At 59.4% G+C, this 19,921-nt stretch carries 15 protein-coding genes; 10 read left to right on the top strand and 5 right to left on the bottom strand.

The window, feature by feature from the left end:
- Positions 1-10: 10 nt before the first annotated feature.
- From tolQ to F8N62_RS01195, 3 genes are all read right to left on the bottom strand, one after another.
- Positions 11-712, bottom strand: coding sequence for a protein TolQ (gene tolQ / locus F8N62_RS01205; protein ID WP_150709232.1), 702 nt, complete (start codon positions 710-712; stop codon positions 11-13).
- A 74-nt stretch (positions 713-786) separates the two neighbouring features.
- A complete protein-coding gene (locus tag F8N62_RS01200; protein WP_150709231.1) occupies positions 787-2,694 on the bottom strand; it encodes a phytase in 1,908 nt (635 codons plus the stop codon).
- Between the two features lie 108 nt (positions 2,695-2,802).
- Positions 2,803-5,322 (bottom strand): TonB-dependent receptor, encoded by a 2,520-nt coding sequence (locus F8N62_RS01195; protein WP_150709230.1) that lies wholly within the window; start codon positions 5,320-5,322, stop codon positions 2,803-2,805.
- Positions 5,323-5,755: 433 nt separating this feature from the next.
- On the opposite strand from F8N62_RS01195, the gene F8N62_RS01190 reads away from it, so the two are divergent.
- Positions 5,756-6,670 carry a GGDEF domain-containing protein gene (locus F8N62_RS01190; protein ID WP_150709229.1) on the top strand — a complete coding sequence of 305 codons (915 nt, stop codon included), beginning with the start codon at positions 5,756-5,758 and terminating at the stop codon, positions 6,668-6,670.
- 9 nt (positions 6,671-6,679) lie between these two features.
- The gene (locus tag F8N62_RS01185; RefSeq protein ID WP_150709228.1) at positions 6,680-7,717 is read left to right on the top strand and encodes an AraC family transcriptional regulator; all 1,038 of its coding nucleotides are present in this window, start codon (positions 6,680-6,682) and stop codon (positions 7,715-7,717) included.
- Between the two features lie 66 nt (positions 7,718-7,783).
- On the opposite strand, the gene F8N62_RS01180 is transcribed toward F8N62_RS01185, so the two are convergent.
- Complete coding sequence (locus tag F8N62_RS01180) at positions 7,784-7,978, bottom strand: hypothetical protein (protein WP_150709227.1); 195 nt, start codon at positions 7,976-7,978, stop codon at positions 7,784-7,786.
- Positions 7,979-8,210: 232 nt separating this feature from the next.
- Here F8N62_RS01180 and F8N62_RS01175 point away from each other — a divergent pair, with 232 nt between their 5' ends.
- The 3 genes from F8N62_RS01175 (at position 8,211) to F8N62_RS01165 (ending at position 12,068) form a co-directional block, all read left to right on the top strand.
- Entirely contained in the window at positions 8,211-8,417 is a 207-nt protein-coding gene (locus F8N62_RS01175) for a hypothetical protein (RefSeq protein ID WP_150709226.1), read from the top strand.
- Between the two features lie 484 nt (positions 8,418-8,901).
- Positions 8,902-9,972, top strand: a complete 1,071-nt coding sequence (locus tag F8N62_RS01170; RefSeq protein ID WP_224791323.1) for a toll/interleukin-1 receptor domain-containing protein — start codon at positions 8,902-8,904, stop codon at positions 9,970-9,972.
- On the top strand, positions 9,969-12,068 hold the full coding sequence (locus tag F8N62_RS01165; protein WP_150709224.1) for an ATP-binding protein: 2,100 nt from the start codon (positions 9,969-9,971) through the stop codon (positions 12,066-12,068). The genes F8N62_RS01170 and F8N62_RS01165 overlap by 4 nt, the downstream gene beginning before the upstream one ends.
- A 21-nt stretch (positions 12,069-12,089) precedes the next feature.
- On the opposite strand, the gene F8N62_RS01160 is transcribed toward F8N62_RS01165, so the two are convergent.
- Complete coding sequence (locus tag F8N62_RS01160) at positions 12,090-12,977, bottom strand: hypothetical protein (protein ID WP_224791322.1); 888 nt, start codon at positions 12,975-12,977, stop codon at positions 12,090-12,092.
- Positions 12,978-13,338: 361 nt separating this feature from the next.
- Here F8N62_RS01160 and F8N62_RS01155 point away from each other — a divergent pair, with 361 nt between their 5' ends.
- The 5 genes from F8N62_RS01155 to F8N62_RS01135 all read left to right on the top strand — a co-directional run bounded on the left by F8N62_RS01155 (position 13,339) and on the right by F8N62_RS01135 (position 19,920).
- A complete protein-coding gene (locus F8N62_RS01155) occupies positions 13,339-15,648 on the top strand; it encodes a dynamin family protein (RefSeq protein ID WP_150709223.1) in 2,310 nt (769 codons plus the stop codon).
- A 10-nt stretch (positions 15,649-15,658) separates the two neighbouring features.
- Entirely contained in the window at positions 15,659-17,911 is a 2,253-nt protein-coding gene (locus F8N62_RS01150) for a dynamin family protein (RefSeq protein WP_150709222.1), read from the top strand.
- Positions 17,912-17,979: 68 nt separating this feature from the next.
- Positions 17,980-18,510: a hypothetical protein gene (locus F8N62_RS01145; RefSeq protein WP_150709221.1), complete on the top strand. Its 531-nt coding sequence runs from the start codon at positions 17,980-17,982 to the stop codon at positions 18,508-18,510.
- Positions 18,507-19,214: a hypothetical protein gene (locus F8N62_RS01140; RefSeq protein WP_150709220.1), complete on the top strand. Its 708-nt coding sequence runs from the start codon at positions 18,507-18,509 to the stop codon at positions 19,212-19,214. The genes F8N62_RS01145 and F8N62_RS01140 overlap by 4 nt, the downstream gene beginning before the upstream one ends.
- Positions 19,189-19,920 (top strand): hypothetical protein, encoded by a 732-nt coding sequence (locus F8N62_RS01135; RefSeq protein ID WP_150709219.1) that lies wholly within the window; start codon positions 19,189-19,191, stop codon positions 19,918-19,920. Before F8N62_RS01140 ends, F8N62_RS01135 begins: the two co-directional genes overlap by 26 nt.
- Position 19,921: the final 1 nt, after the last annotated feature.

Raw genomic sequence — 19,921 nt, 5'->3', positions numbered from 1 at the left:
CACGCTCCTCTCAGGCCGCAGCGGCCAGGTTCATCGGCGCGCCGTGCAAGGTGCGATGCAAACGAACCTGCAGCTCATTGCCGAAGGCGTAGTAACGGGTGAGCAGGGTCTGGCTGCGCGAGGCAAAGCGGTTGTAGGCCATCACCGCCGGGATCGCGGCAAACAGGCCAATGGCCGTGGCGATCAGCGCTTCGGCGATGCCCGGCGCCACGGTCGACAGCGTCGCTTGCTGCACTTGAGAGAGGCCGAGGAAGGAATTCATGATTCCCCACACCGTGCCGAACAGACCGATGTAAGGACTGACCGAACCGACCGTGGCGAGAACCTGCAAACCTTTTTCCAGCTGCACTTCCTGTTCACTGATGGCCACGTACAGCGCACGCTCGGTGCCCTCGAGCACGACCTCGGGGGAATTGCTCCCACGCTGATGCAGGTGAGTGAACTCGAGAAGCCCGGCTTGAAAAATCGGCACTACACCGCTCTCGTCAGAAGCGGTTTCCCGGTACAGCGGCTGTAAGTCCGAAGCGCCACGAAACCTTTGCACGAAGGCATTCATCTGCCGCTCGCGTTCGCGCAACACCCGACCGCGCTGGATGATCAAATACCAACTGAGCAAAGACGCGAGCAGCAGAGTGAGCATGACCGCTTTGACCAACAGGCTGGCGTCACTGATCAAGCCCCAGATGGTCATGTGTTCGAGCGTGGCCTGCATGATGAAACTCCTTGTTTTAAGCGCCGTTGGGCTATTGGATGAAAGTCCGATGACAGGTTGATGACCGGTCCGGATCAGGGCAGCTTCAGGGCCTTGGTGACCTCGGCCCATGGCACGAATTTGAAATTCTGCGTCTGTTCGGGCATACGCTTGCGGCCGTCCTGCACCACCAGCATCCCTTTGCTCAAAGGCCCGCCGAGGTTGACCGAGGTGACGTCCAGGCCATCGGTTTCCGACGCGCCGTCAATGCCGAGCTCAGCGTTCAAGCCAACACGAAAGGCACCGCGTGAGGCGAACGGTGGTTCGGCGTCCAGCACCAGGTAGCTGTCGTTGCCTTGGCTGGAGATCACCAGATAGTCGTGCGCTGCGCTTTGATACAGCGCCAGACCTTCCACATCAGCCTGCAGCTGCGGCCCGACCTTGATCACGCTGGTCAAGGTCGCCGGCTGTTCGGCGCGGGCGTCCACGGCCCACACGCCGACGTCTTCTTCTCCGAGAAACAGGCGTTGGCGCTGGTCGTCGGCCACGCAACCTTCGGGTTGGCTGTCGACTTTGAACTGGCGCACCAACTCACCCTGCACCGCGCCGTTCGGCGCGCTCAGGCGGTACTGCAAGAAGGTGCCGTCCTTGCCGTTGGCAATGGCGTAGATTTCGCCACTCGCGGGCTGGAACAGGCAGATGCCGTAGATGTCCTTGAGCGGTGTGGCGATTTCGCCCGCTTCGCGCAGCTCGCCGCTAAGACGGTCGATGCTGAACAGGCTGAGGCTGTTGTGATCGCGGTTGCTGGCGACGGCAAGGTCGACGGTCTGTTGGCCGAGTTTGAAATTCGGTCGCACGTCGACGTTGTTCAGGCGCCCGACCGGCAGTTCCTGCAGCAACTTGCCGTGCAGGTCATACGCCAGCAGGCCCTGCTTTTTATTGGTGCCCAGCACTCGACTCCGCGCCGGTTGCTGCGGGTGAATCCAGATCGCCGGGTCGTCGGCGGCGTCACCCTGACGACCGACCGGATCGCTCTGACTGAGTGCTTTTACGTTCGGCAGTACCGGCGCCAAGGGCACTGGCGTGGGTTGCCAGTCGAGCTCGCCCTGATACAAACGGCCATCGTCGTCATCGCGCAGCAGGATTTGCAGGCCTTTGTCCGTCGTGCGCAGCGCGAGGTTTTCCGCGTCCTTCACTCCCGGCAACGCTAAAGTTGCCTGAGCGGACCAGTGTTCGCCCTGCTGTTGATAGAGATGCAATTGCGCCGCTTTCGGGTCCAGCGCAACGAGACCACCGGGCAACACTGCCATGGCGCCAGCGGTTTTTTTTATCTGGCCGAACGGTTCGCGCATGGCCACCGGGCTGCGCGTGACATCGGCTTCGGGATGCGCCGGGTAAGCCCACCATCCGACGTTTTCTTCGTTGACCACCAACTGATTGGCGCCGTCATCGACCTGGCAATCCGTTGCCGAAGGTGGCAGCGGCAGACCGCGCACCCGTTGTGGCTGTGGATTAAGCGTCGCGCCGTTGCCCACCAGCCACTGCTCGCCCTTGCCCTCCTCGCCCACCAGAAACAGGAACAGATTGCTGGCTTCGTCGCGGTACAGGCACAGGCCGTTGACCGGGTAATCCCGCGTTGGCAGATACAGCGGTTGGCCCCAGCTGCGTTTGCCTGGATCGAGGCTGACCAGCAGCGCTTGCTGACGGCTGTTGTCGAGGCTGGCAACCAACACCTGTTGGCCGGCGGCGCGGCTGTCGAGGGTGCTGAATGATCCTTTCAGACGCGCCAGCTCCTGGCCTCGGGCATCGAGCAGCAGGAGGCCGTCACGGGCGCTGGCGGCGAGGCGTTCATTGGTGGCAGGGAGAAATGCCACGGCATCGACCGACAGATTCGGGGCCCAGGGTGTCAGGGTCAGGCTTGGGGTGGCCGCCATTAACTGGGTGGCGGTCAGGCTGATCACTGCGGCTAGCCAGTGACGTTTGGATGGAAACGAAATACTCATGAAAGTCCTTTGTCCTGGAATCGTGTAACGGCCTTCGCCAGCAAGCCGGCTCCTTCGGGAGCGATTGGCCTTCGCCAGCAAGCCGGCGCCTACAGAATTGATGCGCGGCTAGAAGTGGGTGAAGGTCAGGCCAAGCTTGTAGGTCGGGCCGTATTCTTCGTACTGGCCGTTGTAGGAACGGTGGCCGGTGTAGACGAAATACGGTTCGTCGGTGAGGTTCTGCGCCTCGAAGCTGACCTGCAGGTTTTTGGTCAGCGAGTAACGGGCGCTGAAGTCGACAAAGGTCTGGGCATCGACGTGCAGGTCATGGGCCTTGTCGTTGATCGAAGCCAGCTCGTAGAGGTAATCCGACTTGTAGTTGGCCGACAGGCGCAGGCTCAGTTTGTCGTCCTCCCAACCGAGCATCAGGTTGCCGACCGTGTCGGACTGGTTGGGCAAATCGATGCTGCGTTTGCGGATGACGCCACTGGCAGCGTCGAAGCCTTTGATCTCGGCATCCGAACGACTGAACGTGGTGTTGGCGCCAATCAGCAGACCGTTCCACGGCGCCGGCAGCCAGTCGAATTTCTGCGAGTAGGCCAGTTCGAGGCCGTAGAGTTTGGCGCTGTCGCCGTTGGCGAAGGTGTGCGCCTCGGCGAAATCGACCCAGGCGCCGGTGCCGGCGAGGTCGGTGTTGTAGACGAAGTTCTTGATGTCCTTGTAGAACACGAACGCCGAAACGGTGCCGGCGCGGCCCATGAAGTGCTCGATGCCGAGGTCGAGGTTGCTCGACTCCAGCGGCTTGAGTTCCGGGTTGCCGAAGGTCGCTTCGTCATCGTCGATCACAAACCCCGGCGCCAGTTGGCCGAAGGTCGGGCGCACCACGGATTTGGTCCAGGCCGCTCGCACCTGGGTGTTTTTGTCCAGTTGATAGCGCGCATGCAGCCCTGGCAACCAGTGGTGATATTTACGTTTGGTCTCGGTGGACTGGAACGCGCCGTCAGTCGCGCCGGTGCCCTTGGCTTCAAATTCGGTGCCTTCGTAGCGCATCCCGGCGATGAAGCGCCAATCGTCGATATCGATCGTGTTCATCAGGTAGCCGGCGTTGATGTCTTCGCTGATCTTGAAGTCATTGACCCGGGATTCGGTCTCGTCATAGAAGTCCGCCTGATTCAGGCCGCCGATCAATTGCTTGATCGCGCTGCCACTGATACCCGGTCCGAACTCGCCGAGGCGGTAGTCGACGTTGCCTTTGCGAAATTGCGTCAGGTTGAGCTGATCATCGCTGAAACCCAAGTCGTCGAAATCTTCGTAGACCCAGGCGTCGAGGTCGTTGTCCTTGTTGCGCCGACTGACCTTGCCGCCGAATTTGACTTGGGACGCATAGCCTTTGAAGTCGTAATCCCGGGCCAGGTCCAGGCGCAGGTTCTTCTCGGTATCAGTGGTGTTCTGCTTTTCCCACTCGACCTTGTCGAGGCTGAAATTGGCCGGGTCGTAAAACCCTTGGCCCACGATCGGCCGTGGTTTGTCTTTGTCATAGAAACCGCTGTCGGCGAAGTCATCGATGCCGTTGAACGCAGCGTTGGCGATATGGCCCGGACTGTCTTCGCTGGAGCGGCTGTAACCGGCCTGACCGCTGAGGGTCCAGAGGCCGATCATGCGCTCGCCGCCGAACACGTAGGACTGGATTTCCTGGGTCTCTTCGCGTCGTTTCAGTTTGCGCGCGCCTTCGGCGTCACCCAACTCGCCGGCGGCCTGTGGGTCGGCGAATTCGAAGGCGGCCGCGTTGCGCGTTTCGCTGTCTTTGTAGCGGCTGTAGAGGGTGCGCAGGTAGTAGCTGCTGAGGTCATCGGGTTTATAGTCGAAGTTCAGACCACCGCCGGCGCGTTCGCGGCTGATGTCGTAGTCGCGTTGCTCGAACTCCTCAAGTCTGGCGCCCTGCTGGAAATCCCAGGCGCCGCCGGTTTCGACGTTGTCCGAACCGAAGTCGCGCTTCTGCCAGCTGAGCGCGGCGGCGACACCGAAGTTGTCGATGCCGTCGCCGAGGCTGAAGCGATTACTGGCCGCACCGGAAAACTTCGGGCTGGTCTGGTGAGTGTTCTTGTCGTAGCTGGCTTCGCTGGTGCCGGTGTAGAACAGGCCCTTGTGATCGAACGCCGAGAGGCTTTTGACATCGACGGTGCCGCCCAGGGAGTTGGCGTCCATGTCCGGGGTCAGGGTCTTGATCACCGACAACGACTGCACCAGTTCCGAGGGCAACACGTCGAGGGCGACGGCGCGACGTTCGCTTTCCGGCGACGGCACCAGCGTGCCGTTGATGGTCACGCTGTTGAGGTCCGGCCCGAGGCCACGCACGCTGACAAACCGCCCTTCGCCCTGATCTCGCTCGACGCTGACCCCCGGTAAGCGCTGCACCGCTTCGGCGACGTTTTCGTCCGGCAGTTGAGCAACGCCATCGGCATGCACCACGCTCTTGATGCTGTCGGAATTGCGTTGCTCCTTCAGCGCTTGGTCGATGCTTGCGGCCTGCCCCACGACCTCGACGTGTTCGGTGGCTTCGGCGGCATTCAGACGTTCGCTGGCCATCGCGATGGCCAATGCGCTGAGCGTAAAGCTGACGAGCCCGGCAGTGCGGCTGCGCTGATACATGGTGGTCCTCCCCAAGAGTCCGAAAACGCCAGGCAAGTGGCCCGGCAACTGGGAGGGCAAGCTAGGGTCGGGGGATGACCGTTCTGTGACAGGGGTTGGCGGGGAGCGCTTGAAACCGGGGTTTTGCGGGGTTTCAGTTCGGTTAATGAGCTCAAATGACCTGAGCCGGCCGCTAACCCGTGGCGACGGGGGCTCCTGTGGCGAGGGAGCTTGCTCCCGCTCGGTCGCGTAGCGGCCGCCATGGTCTTGGCTGGATAACCGAGGTGGGATCGCTGCGCAATCCAGCGGGAGCAAGCTCCCTCGCCACAATGCATCACAGGTAAGAAAAATACGGTAGCGCCGTGAGCTGATTCGACCTCCCGCCCCCGTCACCCGACTGTCACAAACATCTGCTGTGCTGACGCCCACTGCCACTCGCCCAAGGATCCCGGCCATGTTTTCCGTGCTCAAACCCCATCGTTGGAAACTCGCTCTGCTGCTGTTAGCGGCGAACGCCGGATTGCTGTTGCACCTGGCGTGCGGCGAGTTGAAAAGCCTCAGTGAATGGGTCTGGCTGGACATCCTCGGCGAAGGCGGTTCCGCGCTGCTGGCGCTGGTCTGGCTGGGGCTGGTGCTCAAGAGCCGCCCGGCCGGGCGCGTGACCAATTACCTGGCGCTGGGCTTGAGCGCGATCTTTTTTTCCTGGTGGATCGACAGCCTCGACGAATTCATCCGCCTGCCGGACAGCATCACCTGGGACCACTGGCTGGAATCCGGGCCGATGCCGGTCGGCATGATCTTGCTGACCGTCGGCATTTATCACTGGCATCGCGAGCAACTGGCGATCAGCGCACAAATGGAGAAGCGCGAGAAGCTCTTTCGCGAGCACAGGCTGTTCGACAAACTCACGCCATTGGGCGGTGCCGACTACCTCAAGCGTCAACTCACCGACAGTCTTGAAGAGAGCCTGCGACAACAGCAGCCGCTGTCATTGCTGGCGCTGGACATCGATAACTTCTCGGCGATCAATCAGGCCTTTGGGCATGCCGAGGGCGACGCGGTGTTGCAGGCGCTCAGTCATTTGCTGCTGCTCAACCTGCGGCGCCAGGACCTGCTCTGCCGACTGGCCGGTGACCGTTTTGTGGTGCTGCTGCCCAACACCGGGGAAAGCCAGGCACGCCTGCTGGCGCTGGAGTTGCAACAGACGGTCCAAGGCCTGGCACACAGGACCCGCCAGCATGGCGAGCGCGTGCACCTGTCGGCCAGCACCGCCGTGGTGATGGCGGTGAACGAGGCGCCGGATGCCCTGCTTAAACGCCTTAACCTGGCGTTGGCGCGAGCCAAGCGGCCCTTGGCCAGAACGGCCTGAGGCGCCCCCATGACACTGAAGACCCCCTGGTACGAAGCCGACAGCCGTTTCATTCCCGGCCATTACCAGCCGGCCACCCTGATTGATCTGGCCTTGTCCCGAGACATCGACAGCCATCGCCTGCTGCGCGGCACCGGCCTGTTCCTTGAAGACATTCTGGCGGGGCAGACTCGCCTCAGCCCGCAGCAATTTTTCAGCCTGATCCACAACAGCCGCCGTTTGCTGGACGCGGACGACAGCAGTTTTCTGTTCGGCCAGCGCTTGCTGCCGGGGCATTACGGCCCGGCCAGCCACGCCTTGCGCCATGCGCAAAACCTGCATCAGGCGCTCGATACCCTGGTGCAACAACAAGCGCTGCTCAGCCCGCTGATGACGCCGCGGCTGGTGCTGGATGAAAAATACGCCTGGTTCTACTGGCTGGACAGTTGCGGTGCGGGCGAGCAATGGCGCTTCCTGCTGGAAGCGAGCATGACCTCTCTGGTGGCCATGAGTCGGGCAATGAGCGGCCAGCGGCTGCCGTGGGAATGCAGTTTCAGCCACGCCGAACCGCGCTATGTCGAGCAGTACTGGGTGCACCTGGGCGAGCACACCCGGTTCAAGCGTCCATTGGATATGATGCGCATCCCTCGGCAATACCTCGCGCTGCCGTGGCCCACCGCCTCCGCCACCGCCGGCCAGGTGGCCCGACAGGAAGCTCAGGCGCAGATCGAACAACTGGGTTTCGCCTCAAGCTTCGTCGATTGCCTGTATCGCTACCTGCAAACCCATGTGCGGCAGGCGCCGAGCCTTGAACAGGCCGCTCACGCCTTTGCCATGAGTCCGGCCACGCTCAAGCGCAAGCTGCAAAAACACGACACCGGTTTTCAGCAACAAGTGGACCTGGTGCGCAAGCATGTCGCGCTGTACCTGTACCAGATCAAAGGATTCAGTAACGAAGCCGTGGCGGAGTATTTGAGCTTTAACGATGCGGCGAATTTTCGGCGCTCGTTCAAGCGCTGGACCGGGAGTACGCCGAACCTGATACGGCAGTTGTTCACATCAAATTGAAACGCGCATGAAAAAGCCCAACCTGAAAAGGTTGGGCCGAGGCATTGAACATGTTCTTGTTTCCCTTTACTGGCGGGTATCCATCATCTTGTCCGCGAGCGCCTTGGCTCGTTCGATTAACAGATTCTGCCTGTCCTCATGAGTGGCCCCTCCTACTACCGGCGCTGTCAGGGTGCTTTCCGCAATCAGGGCAGCGCAGAAGTATTGATCCCAGACGGCTTTGGCCTCGGACGTCTGTGCGGTCATTCGGTCGGCGATCATATGCACCTCCATCTGATCAATTGACTCCGCCAGTCTACGCCCGATTCAACGCGAGCAACCGAGCGCCATTCGTCGCTTGCAAGCTCGCACTACAAAAAATTGACGGCGACTGGCCCATGGATTGCAAACGCGATCATAGCTAGCTGAGAACGACGTAATTCTGACGCAGCCAGCACTCATCAATATTTATGGACGCCAGCAAATGCGCTGGGTCGGTCACCGGAGACGTAACGTGTCAACTCTCAGTGAAATCGCAGCGAATCACGCGAAAATGGCAAAAAAACTGGCGGGAGAGTCGACTGAATTGGGTGAACGCCAACCGCTAGTGGTGGGTGGTTTTGAAGTTTCAACCGTTGATGAGCCACCGCACATGCCGCTGCATTTGATCGCGGGTGGGCAGGACAGCGTACTCGTACAGGCTTGCGTGTACGCGCGCTGAGTACATCGGTAACGGCCAATCGGTGCAGACTTGCTATGTGACCTCACTTGAAAGAGATCCCGCTGAAGCGGCCTCTCTTTCAGGGTAGTAATAGGTTGAGGTCAAGTGTTGCATTACTTGTACACATTAGAACTTGGCCTTGATTATTTTAGTGATCGGGGAACGCTTCCTACGCATCAGCATAAATGCGCAGACGCTATATATGGCGTTGTTTTTATCGCAATTGGTCAACACTTTCATCACCTCAAATAAAATAACTAATCATTCGCCCATCGCTCGCATACGACCCGAATTACACCCAGCAACCACGGGACATGATGCCGGCGCCAGATGTTTTTTACTTACGAATAAGTTACGACTTGTGCTTGTCCGAAACTGTGCTTTATTAAAGTAATGCACCCGTAGCCGATCCGATACTCGCGCTGTCCGGATCCCTCGCCGAGGGTTTGATATGGCGTATGTAGGGCTTCCCTTTACTCACGACTTGTTTGTCAGTTACAGCCACGGCGGCGATGACGGCAAGGGCAAGGGTTTATTGCAACCCTGGTCCGCAGTGTTTGTCGAGGCATTGGAGCGCGAGCTGCGACTGGAAAAACAGTTGTACAAAGAGCTCAGGATATTCCTCGACAAGGATGAGCGGCTTGGTCACGGCGTCGACCCGATGTCACCGCTTACAGATCAGCTACGTGAACACATCAACGAGTCGGCGCTATTAGTCATCCTGATGTCGGATCAATATCTGGAATCCGCTTGGTGTACCGAAGAACGTAACTGGTGGTGCCAGCATCAAGAAAAACTTGGCTTTGCCATCAATGAACGCATCGCCGTAGTTAAAATCTGGCCAACGACGGCAGCCTGGCCGCCCCCCCTCTCCGACTCGCGGGGTGAACACTTAGTAGGGTTCGAATTCCATACCTCGATCAGTGGAAGCGTCCGGCCACTTGGTTGGACGGACGAACCTTTCTCTTCCAACCCCACTTTTCGCAAGGCGTTACTTGGCATCGTGGCGCAACTGATAGCGAAACTCAGTGCTCTGAAAGTTCGACTTGAAGAGCGTGGTCGTACCGTGGCAGCCATCGACCACTTGCACCAACCCGGCGGGCAAACCCTCTATCTGCATGGCCGCGCTGACCAGGCTCAGGCTTGGGAAAAGGCAGGCCTCGCCTTGGCGGACAAGGGTTTTTGTGTATTGCCAGGCAGCCCGGATGAGGTTGAGGACAATCCACAAAAAATTCAGGAAACCCGTGAACGACGGGTAGAAATACTGAGCGACTGCGACGCGCTTTTATTGCTGGGCACTGCCAATGATCGGGCTCTGGATGCCGATCTAGTGGTGATCGGCAAGCATGATCGACAATCCGCGCGGTCACGCTCCAGTCGCCCGCTTCCGTGTGCGTTGCTCAACACTGTTGGCACGGCAATCATCACGCCGATGCGCCAGGCGTCCGCCCGTCATGTGCAAGCCGACTGGATCGACGGGACCAAGGACAACTGGACGTCGCAAATCCCGCAATGGCTGCAGGACAAGAGTCCTCTGACAGGTGGCCAGCCATGAGCACCGAGCAAGCCGATACGCTGGAGAAAATCTTCACTGTCATCCTTCCACCTCGCCCCTACCCCGGCCTGCGTCCCTTCGAAAAAAACGAATGGCCGATCTTTTTCGGCCGCGAACGGATGGCCGATGCGATCGTCAGCGAACTGATCTCCAAAAGATTGCTGGTGGTGCATGGCGATTCTGGCTGCGGCAAGAGTTCGCTGATCAGAGCGGCGGTTTTGCCACGCCTGGAACAGGAAAGCGCCCGAGCGGGATTGCGCTGGCGAACCTGCACCGCAATGCCCAGGGGCGGGCCGCTGCTGAACATCGCCGAGGCGCTGGCAAGCGTAGACGGGCGCGCTGACGACGATGAGCGAGTGATCACTCTTCGCCGGGTGCTTAATTTCGGTGCGGACGCCCCCAAAGAACTCGCGCGCCTGATGTGCCAGCGCGCCGGTGATCACGTGTGCATCCTGATCGATCAATTTGAAGAACTCTTCGAACACGCACGCAAAAACGGTCCCGAGGAAGCCCAGTTACTCACTCAATTTCTGATCGCGCTGCAGCAAAACCCGCCCCCCGGGTTGTACGTGGTGCTGACGATGCGCTCTGAGTTTCTCGGGTCCTGTGCGCACTACAAAGGCTTCGCCGAAGCAGTCAATGCAACGCAATACTTGCTGCCGAGGATGGATCACAGCGATTTGTTGAGGGCGATTTGCGAACCCGCCAGGTTGTTCGATGGCGAGATCAGCCTGCCCCTCGCCGAGCGTCTGATCGTCGATTCCGGCGGTGGGCAAGATCAACTGCCGCTGATTCAGCATGGGTTGATGCTGCTGTTCGAGCAGCACGTGGCCAAGACCGGGCAACAGGCGCAGACCGATACGACCTGGCGCCTGGGCATGGAGCAATATCAGCACACCAGTGGGCTGGCCGGCTTGTTGTCGGCCCATGCCGATGAAATTCTCGAACAGGCGCAAGCGACCCTGCCCAATGGCAGCCAGCTGGTCGAAGCGATTTTTCGGGCGCTGACCGATATCAATGCCGAGGGCCAAGCCATTCGGCGGCCGCTGACCTTTGCTGACTTGATAGCAGTAACGGGGGGTGAGGAATCTGACGTACGCCGGGTGCTCGACCTGTTTCGCATCGACGGTGTTTCATTTCTCAAGCCTCATGGGCAGGTTCCACTTGAAGCAGGAACATTGATCGATATCAGTCATGAGGCGCTGATTCGCTGCTGGCAAAAGATCGACGACCCGCAACAGGGCTGGCTGAAACGCGAGTTCCGGAGCGGGCTTGTCTGGCGCGCATTACTGGTACAGGCCGACAGTTTCGAGCAGGACGCCGACAATGTGCTGGGCGCGGCGGTAACGACTGACCGGGAGCGATGGATACTTAAATACAACCGCGAATGGGCGAAACGCTACGGTGGTGACTGGGATCGGGTGCAGGCGTTATTAAAGGCGAGCATCAAGGCGCGTAATCACACGCGCAGAATGAAATTGATCCGCAGAGCGGGCAGCTTAGTGGTGATTCTCCTGGGTTTGAGCGCGTGGGCACTGTGGCTTTTCGTACAAGGCAACAAGGTTGGCGAGGAGAAGGAGGTCATATCCTTTTCACAACAGGAGACCATCAACGTGATACGTGAAGCTCGGGACGCCATCGCCACCGAGCTGGCCTCGCCTCAAAAAACATCCAGCGATGAGTTATCCGCAAAATTGACCAAGTTTGATACCCAGCTCAATGTCCAGGCCAGGCAGCTGGAAACCATCAGCCTGGCGCCGCGCATCTATGTGCATATTGCCCATGAAACCCAGCGCAGAAGCGCTGAACAGCTCGGTTTCTTACTCGAGGCGAGCCAGGCGTTTGACTATGACTTAGTCGTTCCCAAGATCATGCTTTCAGAAATTTTTCCTCCGCGCTCGGTACTGCGTTGTTTTCGCGCCAGGGAATGCGCCGCGAACGGATACGCCTTGGTCAAAGTCATCAATGAAAGTTTGGAAACCCCTTCTGTGACGCTTGAAGATCTGAGCCGCATTTATGAACACGCCCCGGGCACTCGCCCCGAGCACTATGAGCTGTGGTTCGGTCTAGAGCCGATAGTGACGCGGCCCAAATAATCGTCGCAAGCCCCTGCGCCCCTACCAGAGATCCCGGGTATCCAGCCAGGCCACTCGCCCCGTCCGGCGTTTCATTTCCTCGTACATGTGGGAGGTGCCGCCCGGCCCGTCACCGCCACTGCCATTCCACAGGCAAATGAACCTCACCTTGCTGCCCCCCCACGCCAGCGCACTGAACAGCAGCCAGAGATTACAGCGCTCAAAAGGGTCTGCTACTTTTTCGGGGCTGGATTCAGGTGGCAAGCCAAGTTCGTCCGGCATGATGCGCGGTGCCGTGTGCAGGTGGCGCTTGAGTTCACAATAGCGATCACGCCACTGCTCTCCCCCGCAGGAAGGCAATAGGGAACGCTCGATAAACTCGGGTTCGGGCAGTGGCAGCATGAGTTGCAGGCGAATCCCGCGCTGTTGGCATGCTTCGAGAAACAACAGATCCCCGCCATTGGCACCTTGAGCCAACGCGAGGTCGCCGGGGCCTCCCCCAAAACGATCAAGCGCTGCTGCAATACTCGCGGCGGCAATAGCTTCCTTGTCTGCGGGAAAGCGAGGCACCGCGCGATCGGCTGTGTCGATCATGTGGCCACTGAAAAGGAACACTTGGCGGGGTTCAAAGGCTGACTCGCCGAGGGTTGTTTCCTGCTCGACCACCTTGCGATCCGGGCGAGCAAGACACAGGGCTTTCTTCTCGCGGGCAAACCGGTTGTCCGGATCGAGCGCCAGTACCGCGTCAAATTGCTCGCGTGCAAAATCCCACTGGCCGAACTTCAGCAGAGCCTCCCCGGCAGCGCTTTTCGCTTCGATCCGCAATGCAACCGTCGGTGCTTCTTCGGCCAGCACCAGCATGTCGCCCGGCAACAGTTTCCGTCGGGCGGTGTCCAGCCATCGGGACCAATCCTCATAGGCATCAAGCATCACGCGCACCCTGTCCGTAAGACACTTTCGATGGTGAACCCGTCGCCGGGACGCGGGAACACGTACCACCAATATAAGGCAGATGAGCGGGACGTCTAGCTGATCGCGCAGGATCGGGGCACTCGCTGCGTAGACGCAAGGATGGCCATAGACAATCGATATCAAAAGGCCATAAATTGACGGCCTTGGATCCAAGCCATTTCTAGACGAATGACAGCACTGGCTGCTGGGAAGCACCTCTCACACGTGACATTCGGGAAGCTGAATCCTGCGGACAGTGCAGTGCGACCCACTCGCTGAAACCTCATTACCGATCGGCGCCAGCATCAGCCGTCAGACCCTCAGAGAAAGATACCCATCAATGACCAACATCCTGACTCAAGGCCTCGAACAACGGCAGCAGAAAATCAACGTCGCCAAGGAGTTCCTCAGCCGTACCCAGAGCCTGTTCGATGAATTCGGAAGCGCCAAACTGCGAACCTCGCATGCCCGTTTTCCCGAGTTGCTGGATGCATTGAATGCCGATGCCATTCGCCTGGTCGTGCTGGGTGAATTTTCACGGGGCAAGTCGAGTCTTGTGAACGCACTGCTCGGGATTGAGCTGCTGCCGACCGCCCTGGAAGCCACCACTGCCATTAACACCTTTGTACGCATGCTGCCTGCCGATCGCACCGAGCGATTCATTCGTATCCACTTCCAGGATGGAAGACCGGTGCAAGAAGTACCCTGGAATGATGATCTGGCACTTGAACGCTGGGGCACAGAACTGGATGAAAGTCATGCCGATGTTCGGCAGACCCTCGATTACATCGAAGCATTCATGGATCACCCCTTGCTCGAAAAGGGGCTGGTACTGGTGGACACGCCCGGTCTGGAAACGGTGATCAAGCACCACGAGGCCATCACCCGCAAAGCCATTGCTGAAGCGCATATCGCCTTATGGGTTCAGAACACCACGCAGCTCGGTGGCGCCGCAACGGAATGGGATTTCCTGACCGAAACGTTGCGCAGCAACTTTCGCAAATTTGTCACGGTGATTGGCTGGTGGGACAAGGTGCTGGCACCTGACGACGCCCGTGAGCGCCGCGTGCCCGTAGAGCAGCGCATCCAGGAGAAGCTCGACGTTGTGCGGCACAATTTCCGCCGGCACCTGAAAGATGACGATGAATACAAGCTGTTGACCGACAGGAACCATCTGATTCCAGTCAGCGCCCACTGGGCCATGGATAGCGACCCGCAAAAGCAGGCTCAGTCGGGCATCGAACAATTGTCGCGGCGTATCGCTGAAATGTTTTCCAGCGGTGAAGCGCTGGAACAAATCTACAGCAAGCCAATGCAGCAACTGTCCCACATCCAGCTCCAGCTGGCGGAGACGCTGCAAGACGAGCTGCAACAACTGGAATCGGACAAGACACTTGAGGAGCGGGCACGTGAGCTTGTCCAATTCGATCTGGAAACCACGCTGCTCGAGCAGGAAGCCGATGCTGTCGCACGCGACTCCCGTGAAGAGCATCAGCGCGCGGCTCACACACTGGTCGATAAAATCCAGCGTGAATTGATTACCCCGCTGGTCGAACTCAAGGCCGATATCGAAAACCAGGTGAATGCGGGTTATGTCGAGCGGCAAATCAAAAAGCGGGTCAAAAGCGTGACCCTGCCCGACGATTTGCACGAGCAGTTCCTCTCCATCTCCGTTCAGGTGGGCGATGTCTGGAATCAGCAGAAGCAGGAACTGGCCAAGGCGCTCGACGGGCTGAGCGTCGATTACAGCACGCAGATGGAAAAGCACGCGGGCCGTATCAGAGGCGAAATGAGCAAGATGGATGTGCAGATGCCATCGCTCGACACCCAATTCACCCTCGATTTCAGTGCGATCGAAGAGCATCACCAACAAGCAATGGCCCTGGAGCAGGAAATTGCTGCCCGTCATGAACAGATCGACAGCATCGAAAGCGACCTGTCGAAGCACATGGCCAACGGGGCTCAGCTGGAGATGGCGCGCCAGTCGCTGTCTCGCGCAGAGCGCATGCACGATAACCTGGGCGGACAACCCGGTCCGAAAATGTCTTCGCGCCGCGAAGTCGTGAAGAAAGGTGGCATGTACAGCGACGACACCTATGGCGACGTGGCCTTCTCTGACAACAGTAACGTGCAGGCATGGAAAGAGGAGCGGGACAAGCTGCAAGCCTCGCTGGCGGACAAAGAGTTGCGTCTGGAGCAGATTATCGGCGAGGAAGAGCGCAAGACCGGCATGCGCATGACACTGGAAAAAGCCCAGAAGAAGTACGAGCGCGAAGTGTCCACGTTCGAGAAAAAGAAGGCTCAGATCGAACAACAGTCGCACGCTGCCGAGGGCGAGTTGGTCAAGGAAACGACCCAGCGCCTGATCAAAAATACCGCAGGCCAGCTGGAGCAGCGCATTCGTCACCTGCAAAACCACGTGAAGGACGCCGTTCATAAAGTCTTCGCGGATCAACTGCAGGCCTTGCAGGACTGCGTGAAAGAGCAATATCTCGAGCCTCTGAACGCCAAGCTGGAAAAACGCCGGGAAATCCATTCACTGCTGGAACAGGGCAAGCTCGATGTTGCCCAGCGCAGGGCACGACTGGAACACGCCAGTAAAGAGGTCGACGACCTGTTGACCCTCACCCACAACGCGTTGAAAGCCTGAAGGAGCAACCATGTCACAGCCCAATGCGTTCCTGTGCGAACTCCTGTCCAGCCTGCCGACGGACTGGCATGAGCCGGTAGAAGCCCTGGCCGCGGAAGTCCTGCACGCCGATACCCCTTTGCGCCTGGTGCTGCTGGGAAGCTTTTCTGTCGGCAAGAGCAGCCTGTTGAACATGCTGCTGCAAGAGCGCTTGCTGCAGACCGCGCTCGAAGAAACCACCGCCCTGCCCACCTTTATCGAATATGCCGCCGACCGGGGCATGTCGTTGATCGGTCAGGACGGCAGTCAATTACCACTGGATGAAGCACAGTTTACCCACGTCACTACGCACGCTCCGCAGGGAGCCGCGTGCGCGGTACTGGAACTTCCTCAAGCGTGGCTGAAGGGCGTGTCGATCATCGACTTGCCCGGACTGGGCAGCACTTCTTCCAACCATCGCGAATACACCTTGTCTCAGGTTCGCCAGGCCGACGCGGTGCTCTATTTGTTGAGCCCCCGTGGCCCCTCCGCCGCCGACATGGACACGCTGAAAATCGTCCAGCAGTCCGGCAAGCGGGTGAAAGTACTCGTTACCCACTGGGATGAAGTCGAGGCGGCTGTTTCGCGCGGTGAAAAAGCGCCTTCGCTGGAGCAGTGGACCCAGCAGATCGAGCGTGCAACCGGCTTGCGTGTGCGCTTGGCGGCCAGCCATCGCGAAGGCTTGGGGCGCGAAGACATTCTTGAGTTCGTCGAGCGTGCGCGTGAGGATCTGAACAGCATCCGACTGCGTCGTTTTCAGGCGGAGCTGCGTCCAGTCCTGCAGAATGCGCTTGGGCACAATGCCGAACAGCAACGCGCTTGTCAGGTCGACTCGGAACAACAGGCACAGGCCCTGCACCAAGAACTGATCGAGCGAAAGCAGCGACTGGCCGAATTCAAGTCCGGCTTGTATGGCGACCAGCAAGCAGATCGTGCCCGTCTCAGTCAGCAGGCCACCGCCAGCGTGCGCCAACAACGTCAGAGCCTTGCCCAGCAACTCGATGAAAAGGTGGGCGTCCTGACCGAAGAAACCGACTGGGATTGCTTTGGCCAACAAGGCAGCCAGCAGCTGGATGGCGCCGTGCGAAACATCGCCAGCCAGTTCAGCGAGCTTTCACAGCACTATGGCACGCTCGAACTGCCCGCGGCCGAGGTCGTCGAATTCAACCTGCGCTTGCCCGCTCCGGAAACGGTATCCGCCGAAGATTTCATCGATATCGGTCGCCTGACTCAGCTGCAACAGGCGTTGAACGAGCAACAGGACGCACAGCAAGCGATAGCCCAAAAACAGACATCTTTGCAAGTCCAGGACATGGACGAGTATGCGCAGAGCCTGCAAGCGCTGACCTGGCAACAGGAAACCCTGGCCACCCAACCGCTGCCGATGACCTTGCAACCGACAGGCAATTTCAACGGCGCCTTCTTTGGCAGGTTGGTGGGAGAAGTTGCGGACATTGGCTTGATGTTCGTCAATCCGGCAGCGGCCGGAGCAAAGATTGCGGCGCTGGTCGGCAAAGGGGCCAAGGTCGCCAGGATCGCGGTCAACACCGGGAAGCTGGCCAAGACCATCAGTACCACCGTAAAGGTCGTCAAAGGTGTGCAACAGGGCCAATCGACCGTCAAGGGCGTCCCGCAACCGGTCATGGACAAACTCGGCGGGCTGGAAATGCTGTCGCTGGGCTACTGGGGCGAGCGCGTTGGCAATGCCTTGGGTGGCCCAGCCGAAGTTCAGGTGGTGGACCCTCATGCCATGGCCGAGCGCGAAGCGGCAATAGCGGATCTGGAGCAGCAGCGCCAAACCCTGCGCCGAGCCTTGGCACGCAATGAAGATATCGCCAACGAACGCCAGCTGACCGGGTGGGCGCTGGAGCAGAGCCAGAAAGAACAGACGCGGTTACACAGCGAACTGGAGCGCCTCAAGCTGCAAGCCGAACAACAACACCGACAGGCCCTGCAGCAATTGCAGCAGGCACGCATGGACCAGTTGCGCCGGAGTTCGGAAAAGGCCAGGACGCAGTGGCTGCAAAGTTTCGACCGCCAGGCCTCGGCCATGGACGAGCTTTTGCACCATCAGGTTCGAAGTTATTGGGAGGATCGAGTACAGGCGCTGCTCAACGAGCGTTTGCAAGACATCGATCTGCTCAATGCCCAGACCCAGGCCAGCGCGCAGGATAAACAGGCCTCACTGATTCGTTTGCGCGATCAGGCGCAAGCCCTTGAACGCACCCTGGAAACGCTGCACTGAACCAGCGCGCCCGCATCGCATGAACGGCGAAGCGGGTGCTTTGCGAATATTCCCGAGAACAACTTTGAATGACCTCTGCCAACCCATCAGCCAGCTCAGTCACCCACTCATCAACCAGGCAAGCGCTCGACCCTGGCCCGTCGGAGCCGCTGGAGCAATTTCTCGGCTCGTTCACCGAGACCACCGTGGTGTTTCGCTATCTCGATTTACTGGCGGAACGCACCCAGGCCCTGGAACAGCGCATCGGCCTCAACGAGCTGCATCAGTTGCGTCGGGAAAACAAGCATCTACGCGAACAAGTGAAGAAAGGCGCCACCGCCAGCATGGACTTGCTGACCCTTTACTTACCCATCATCTATCACAACTTCTGGAACACCGTGCGCCCTGACGAGTTGGCCATGCTTGCCGGCAGCAGCCAGATCCCTGCGATTCCTTCGCCTTACACCGAACCGGACGGTTGGCTGGTGATGTCCATGAAACAGCGCTTCCTTCAACTGTCCGGGGAAGCCCGGGCCAGCGTCATCGCGTTCTGTCACCAGATGCCCTACCCACTGACGGTGCGCCGTTCCATGCAGTCGTTGCTGGAGCCTTCGGTATGAACGAGGACACGCCACGGCTCCCGACGCCGCTCCTGCAAGGCACGGTTCGCTCAACCCTGTTGGCCCTGCTGGAGTCTGACGATCATGTGCAGCAGGCGGTCCGCCAACTCTGCGCCCCGTCACCCTCGCCCCCCCTCGCTGTGGTTGAGCATCAGGCGTTCGGCCCGGAGCGCGAACTGCTCGACTGGATCAGTACAGACCCGGCGCTCAAGCAGGCTTGGCTGAGCGTTGACGAACCTGTCGAACGCCAGTTGGTTCGGCTGATTGCCATGGCCTCGCAATGGGATCAACTGCTGCTTCTTTGGGATCGGTTGGCCAGCCGCTGCAAGGACGAACAACGCGGTGCCTCAGCGACCGAGGAGAACGTCCTGGCCCGTTGCCTGGCGCTGCACAACCTTGTCTGGCAGGAGCATCAGGCCAGCCTGCAGGCAACTGGCGACAACGGCGGTACACGTCAAAACCGTTGCGGACATCGCTACGATGCAAGCGCAACTGCTGCAACTGCAAAGCGAGAAGCCAAAGTTGCGCGAGAAAAAAAACAAACCCGCTACATCCAACCTGTTTCCCCCGTACCTGAGCCATTTGCTCAAGCACGTTCAGGACACTTGAGTGAAAACCGTCGGAAAGCAACGCATGCCGCCTGCCTTGAGCCATCAGGGCGACAACCAGAGAAGGCCAATGCAAGACATAGTCAGCAGTCTTGAACAACAGCTGTTCGAAGACATCAGGCGCATTCATCTGCCAGACAGCCACTCCGCTGCCCGCCATGCAGGACAGCGGCTGAAGGCTGTGGCCGAACACGCCCCGGTTTTTCTCGCCGTGCTGGCCGAACCCTGGCTCGAGGGGCCCGTGAGTGAACGCACAGCACAGTTGCTGCTCGACTGCGCTCGTATTCATCTCTATGCACGCATCCTTGATGATGCGCTCGATGAAGGCCTGGCCGTCTGCCGACAGAACCTGCTTCGGGCCCAACCGATGTTCTGGCAAGCCGTGCAACGTATTGGGGCGAGCGTGTCAGTCACCGTTGCCAGCGAAGCCGAGCAGTTGATTTACCAAACCGTATCGGCGGTGCAGCACGATGACCTGTGGCGTGATCCGCAATTGTGGGGTCCGAAGAACCACCACCTGTTGCTGGTACCGTTGCTGTTATCGGATAACAGCGCGGCGTACCAGGCATGCCAGGCCGGGCTGTCGAACCTCATCGCTTTGGTGCAAGCGGGCGATGAGTGGAAACAGGGCGCGCTGGCTGACAGCACGCTGCGCGGCCGTCTGCTCGACTTCGTGACGCAATGCCTGGATACCGAACAATTGGCCACCCTGAGCCGCCTGGGTTGGCAAGATGCGGCCGAACGCATCGTCTGGAACGCTGAGCAATTGATCGGCGTGCTATCTGAACCATCCTGCGTATGAA

This window comes from Pseudomonas fluorescens (assembly GCF_902497785.1).
Taxonomy (GTDB): Bacteria; Pseudomonadota; Gammaproteobacteria; order Pseudomonadales; family Pseudomonadaceae; genus Aquipseudomonas; species Aquipseudomonas fluorescens_BO.
This window is presented reverse-complemented; position numbering and strand designations above follow the sequence as displayed.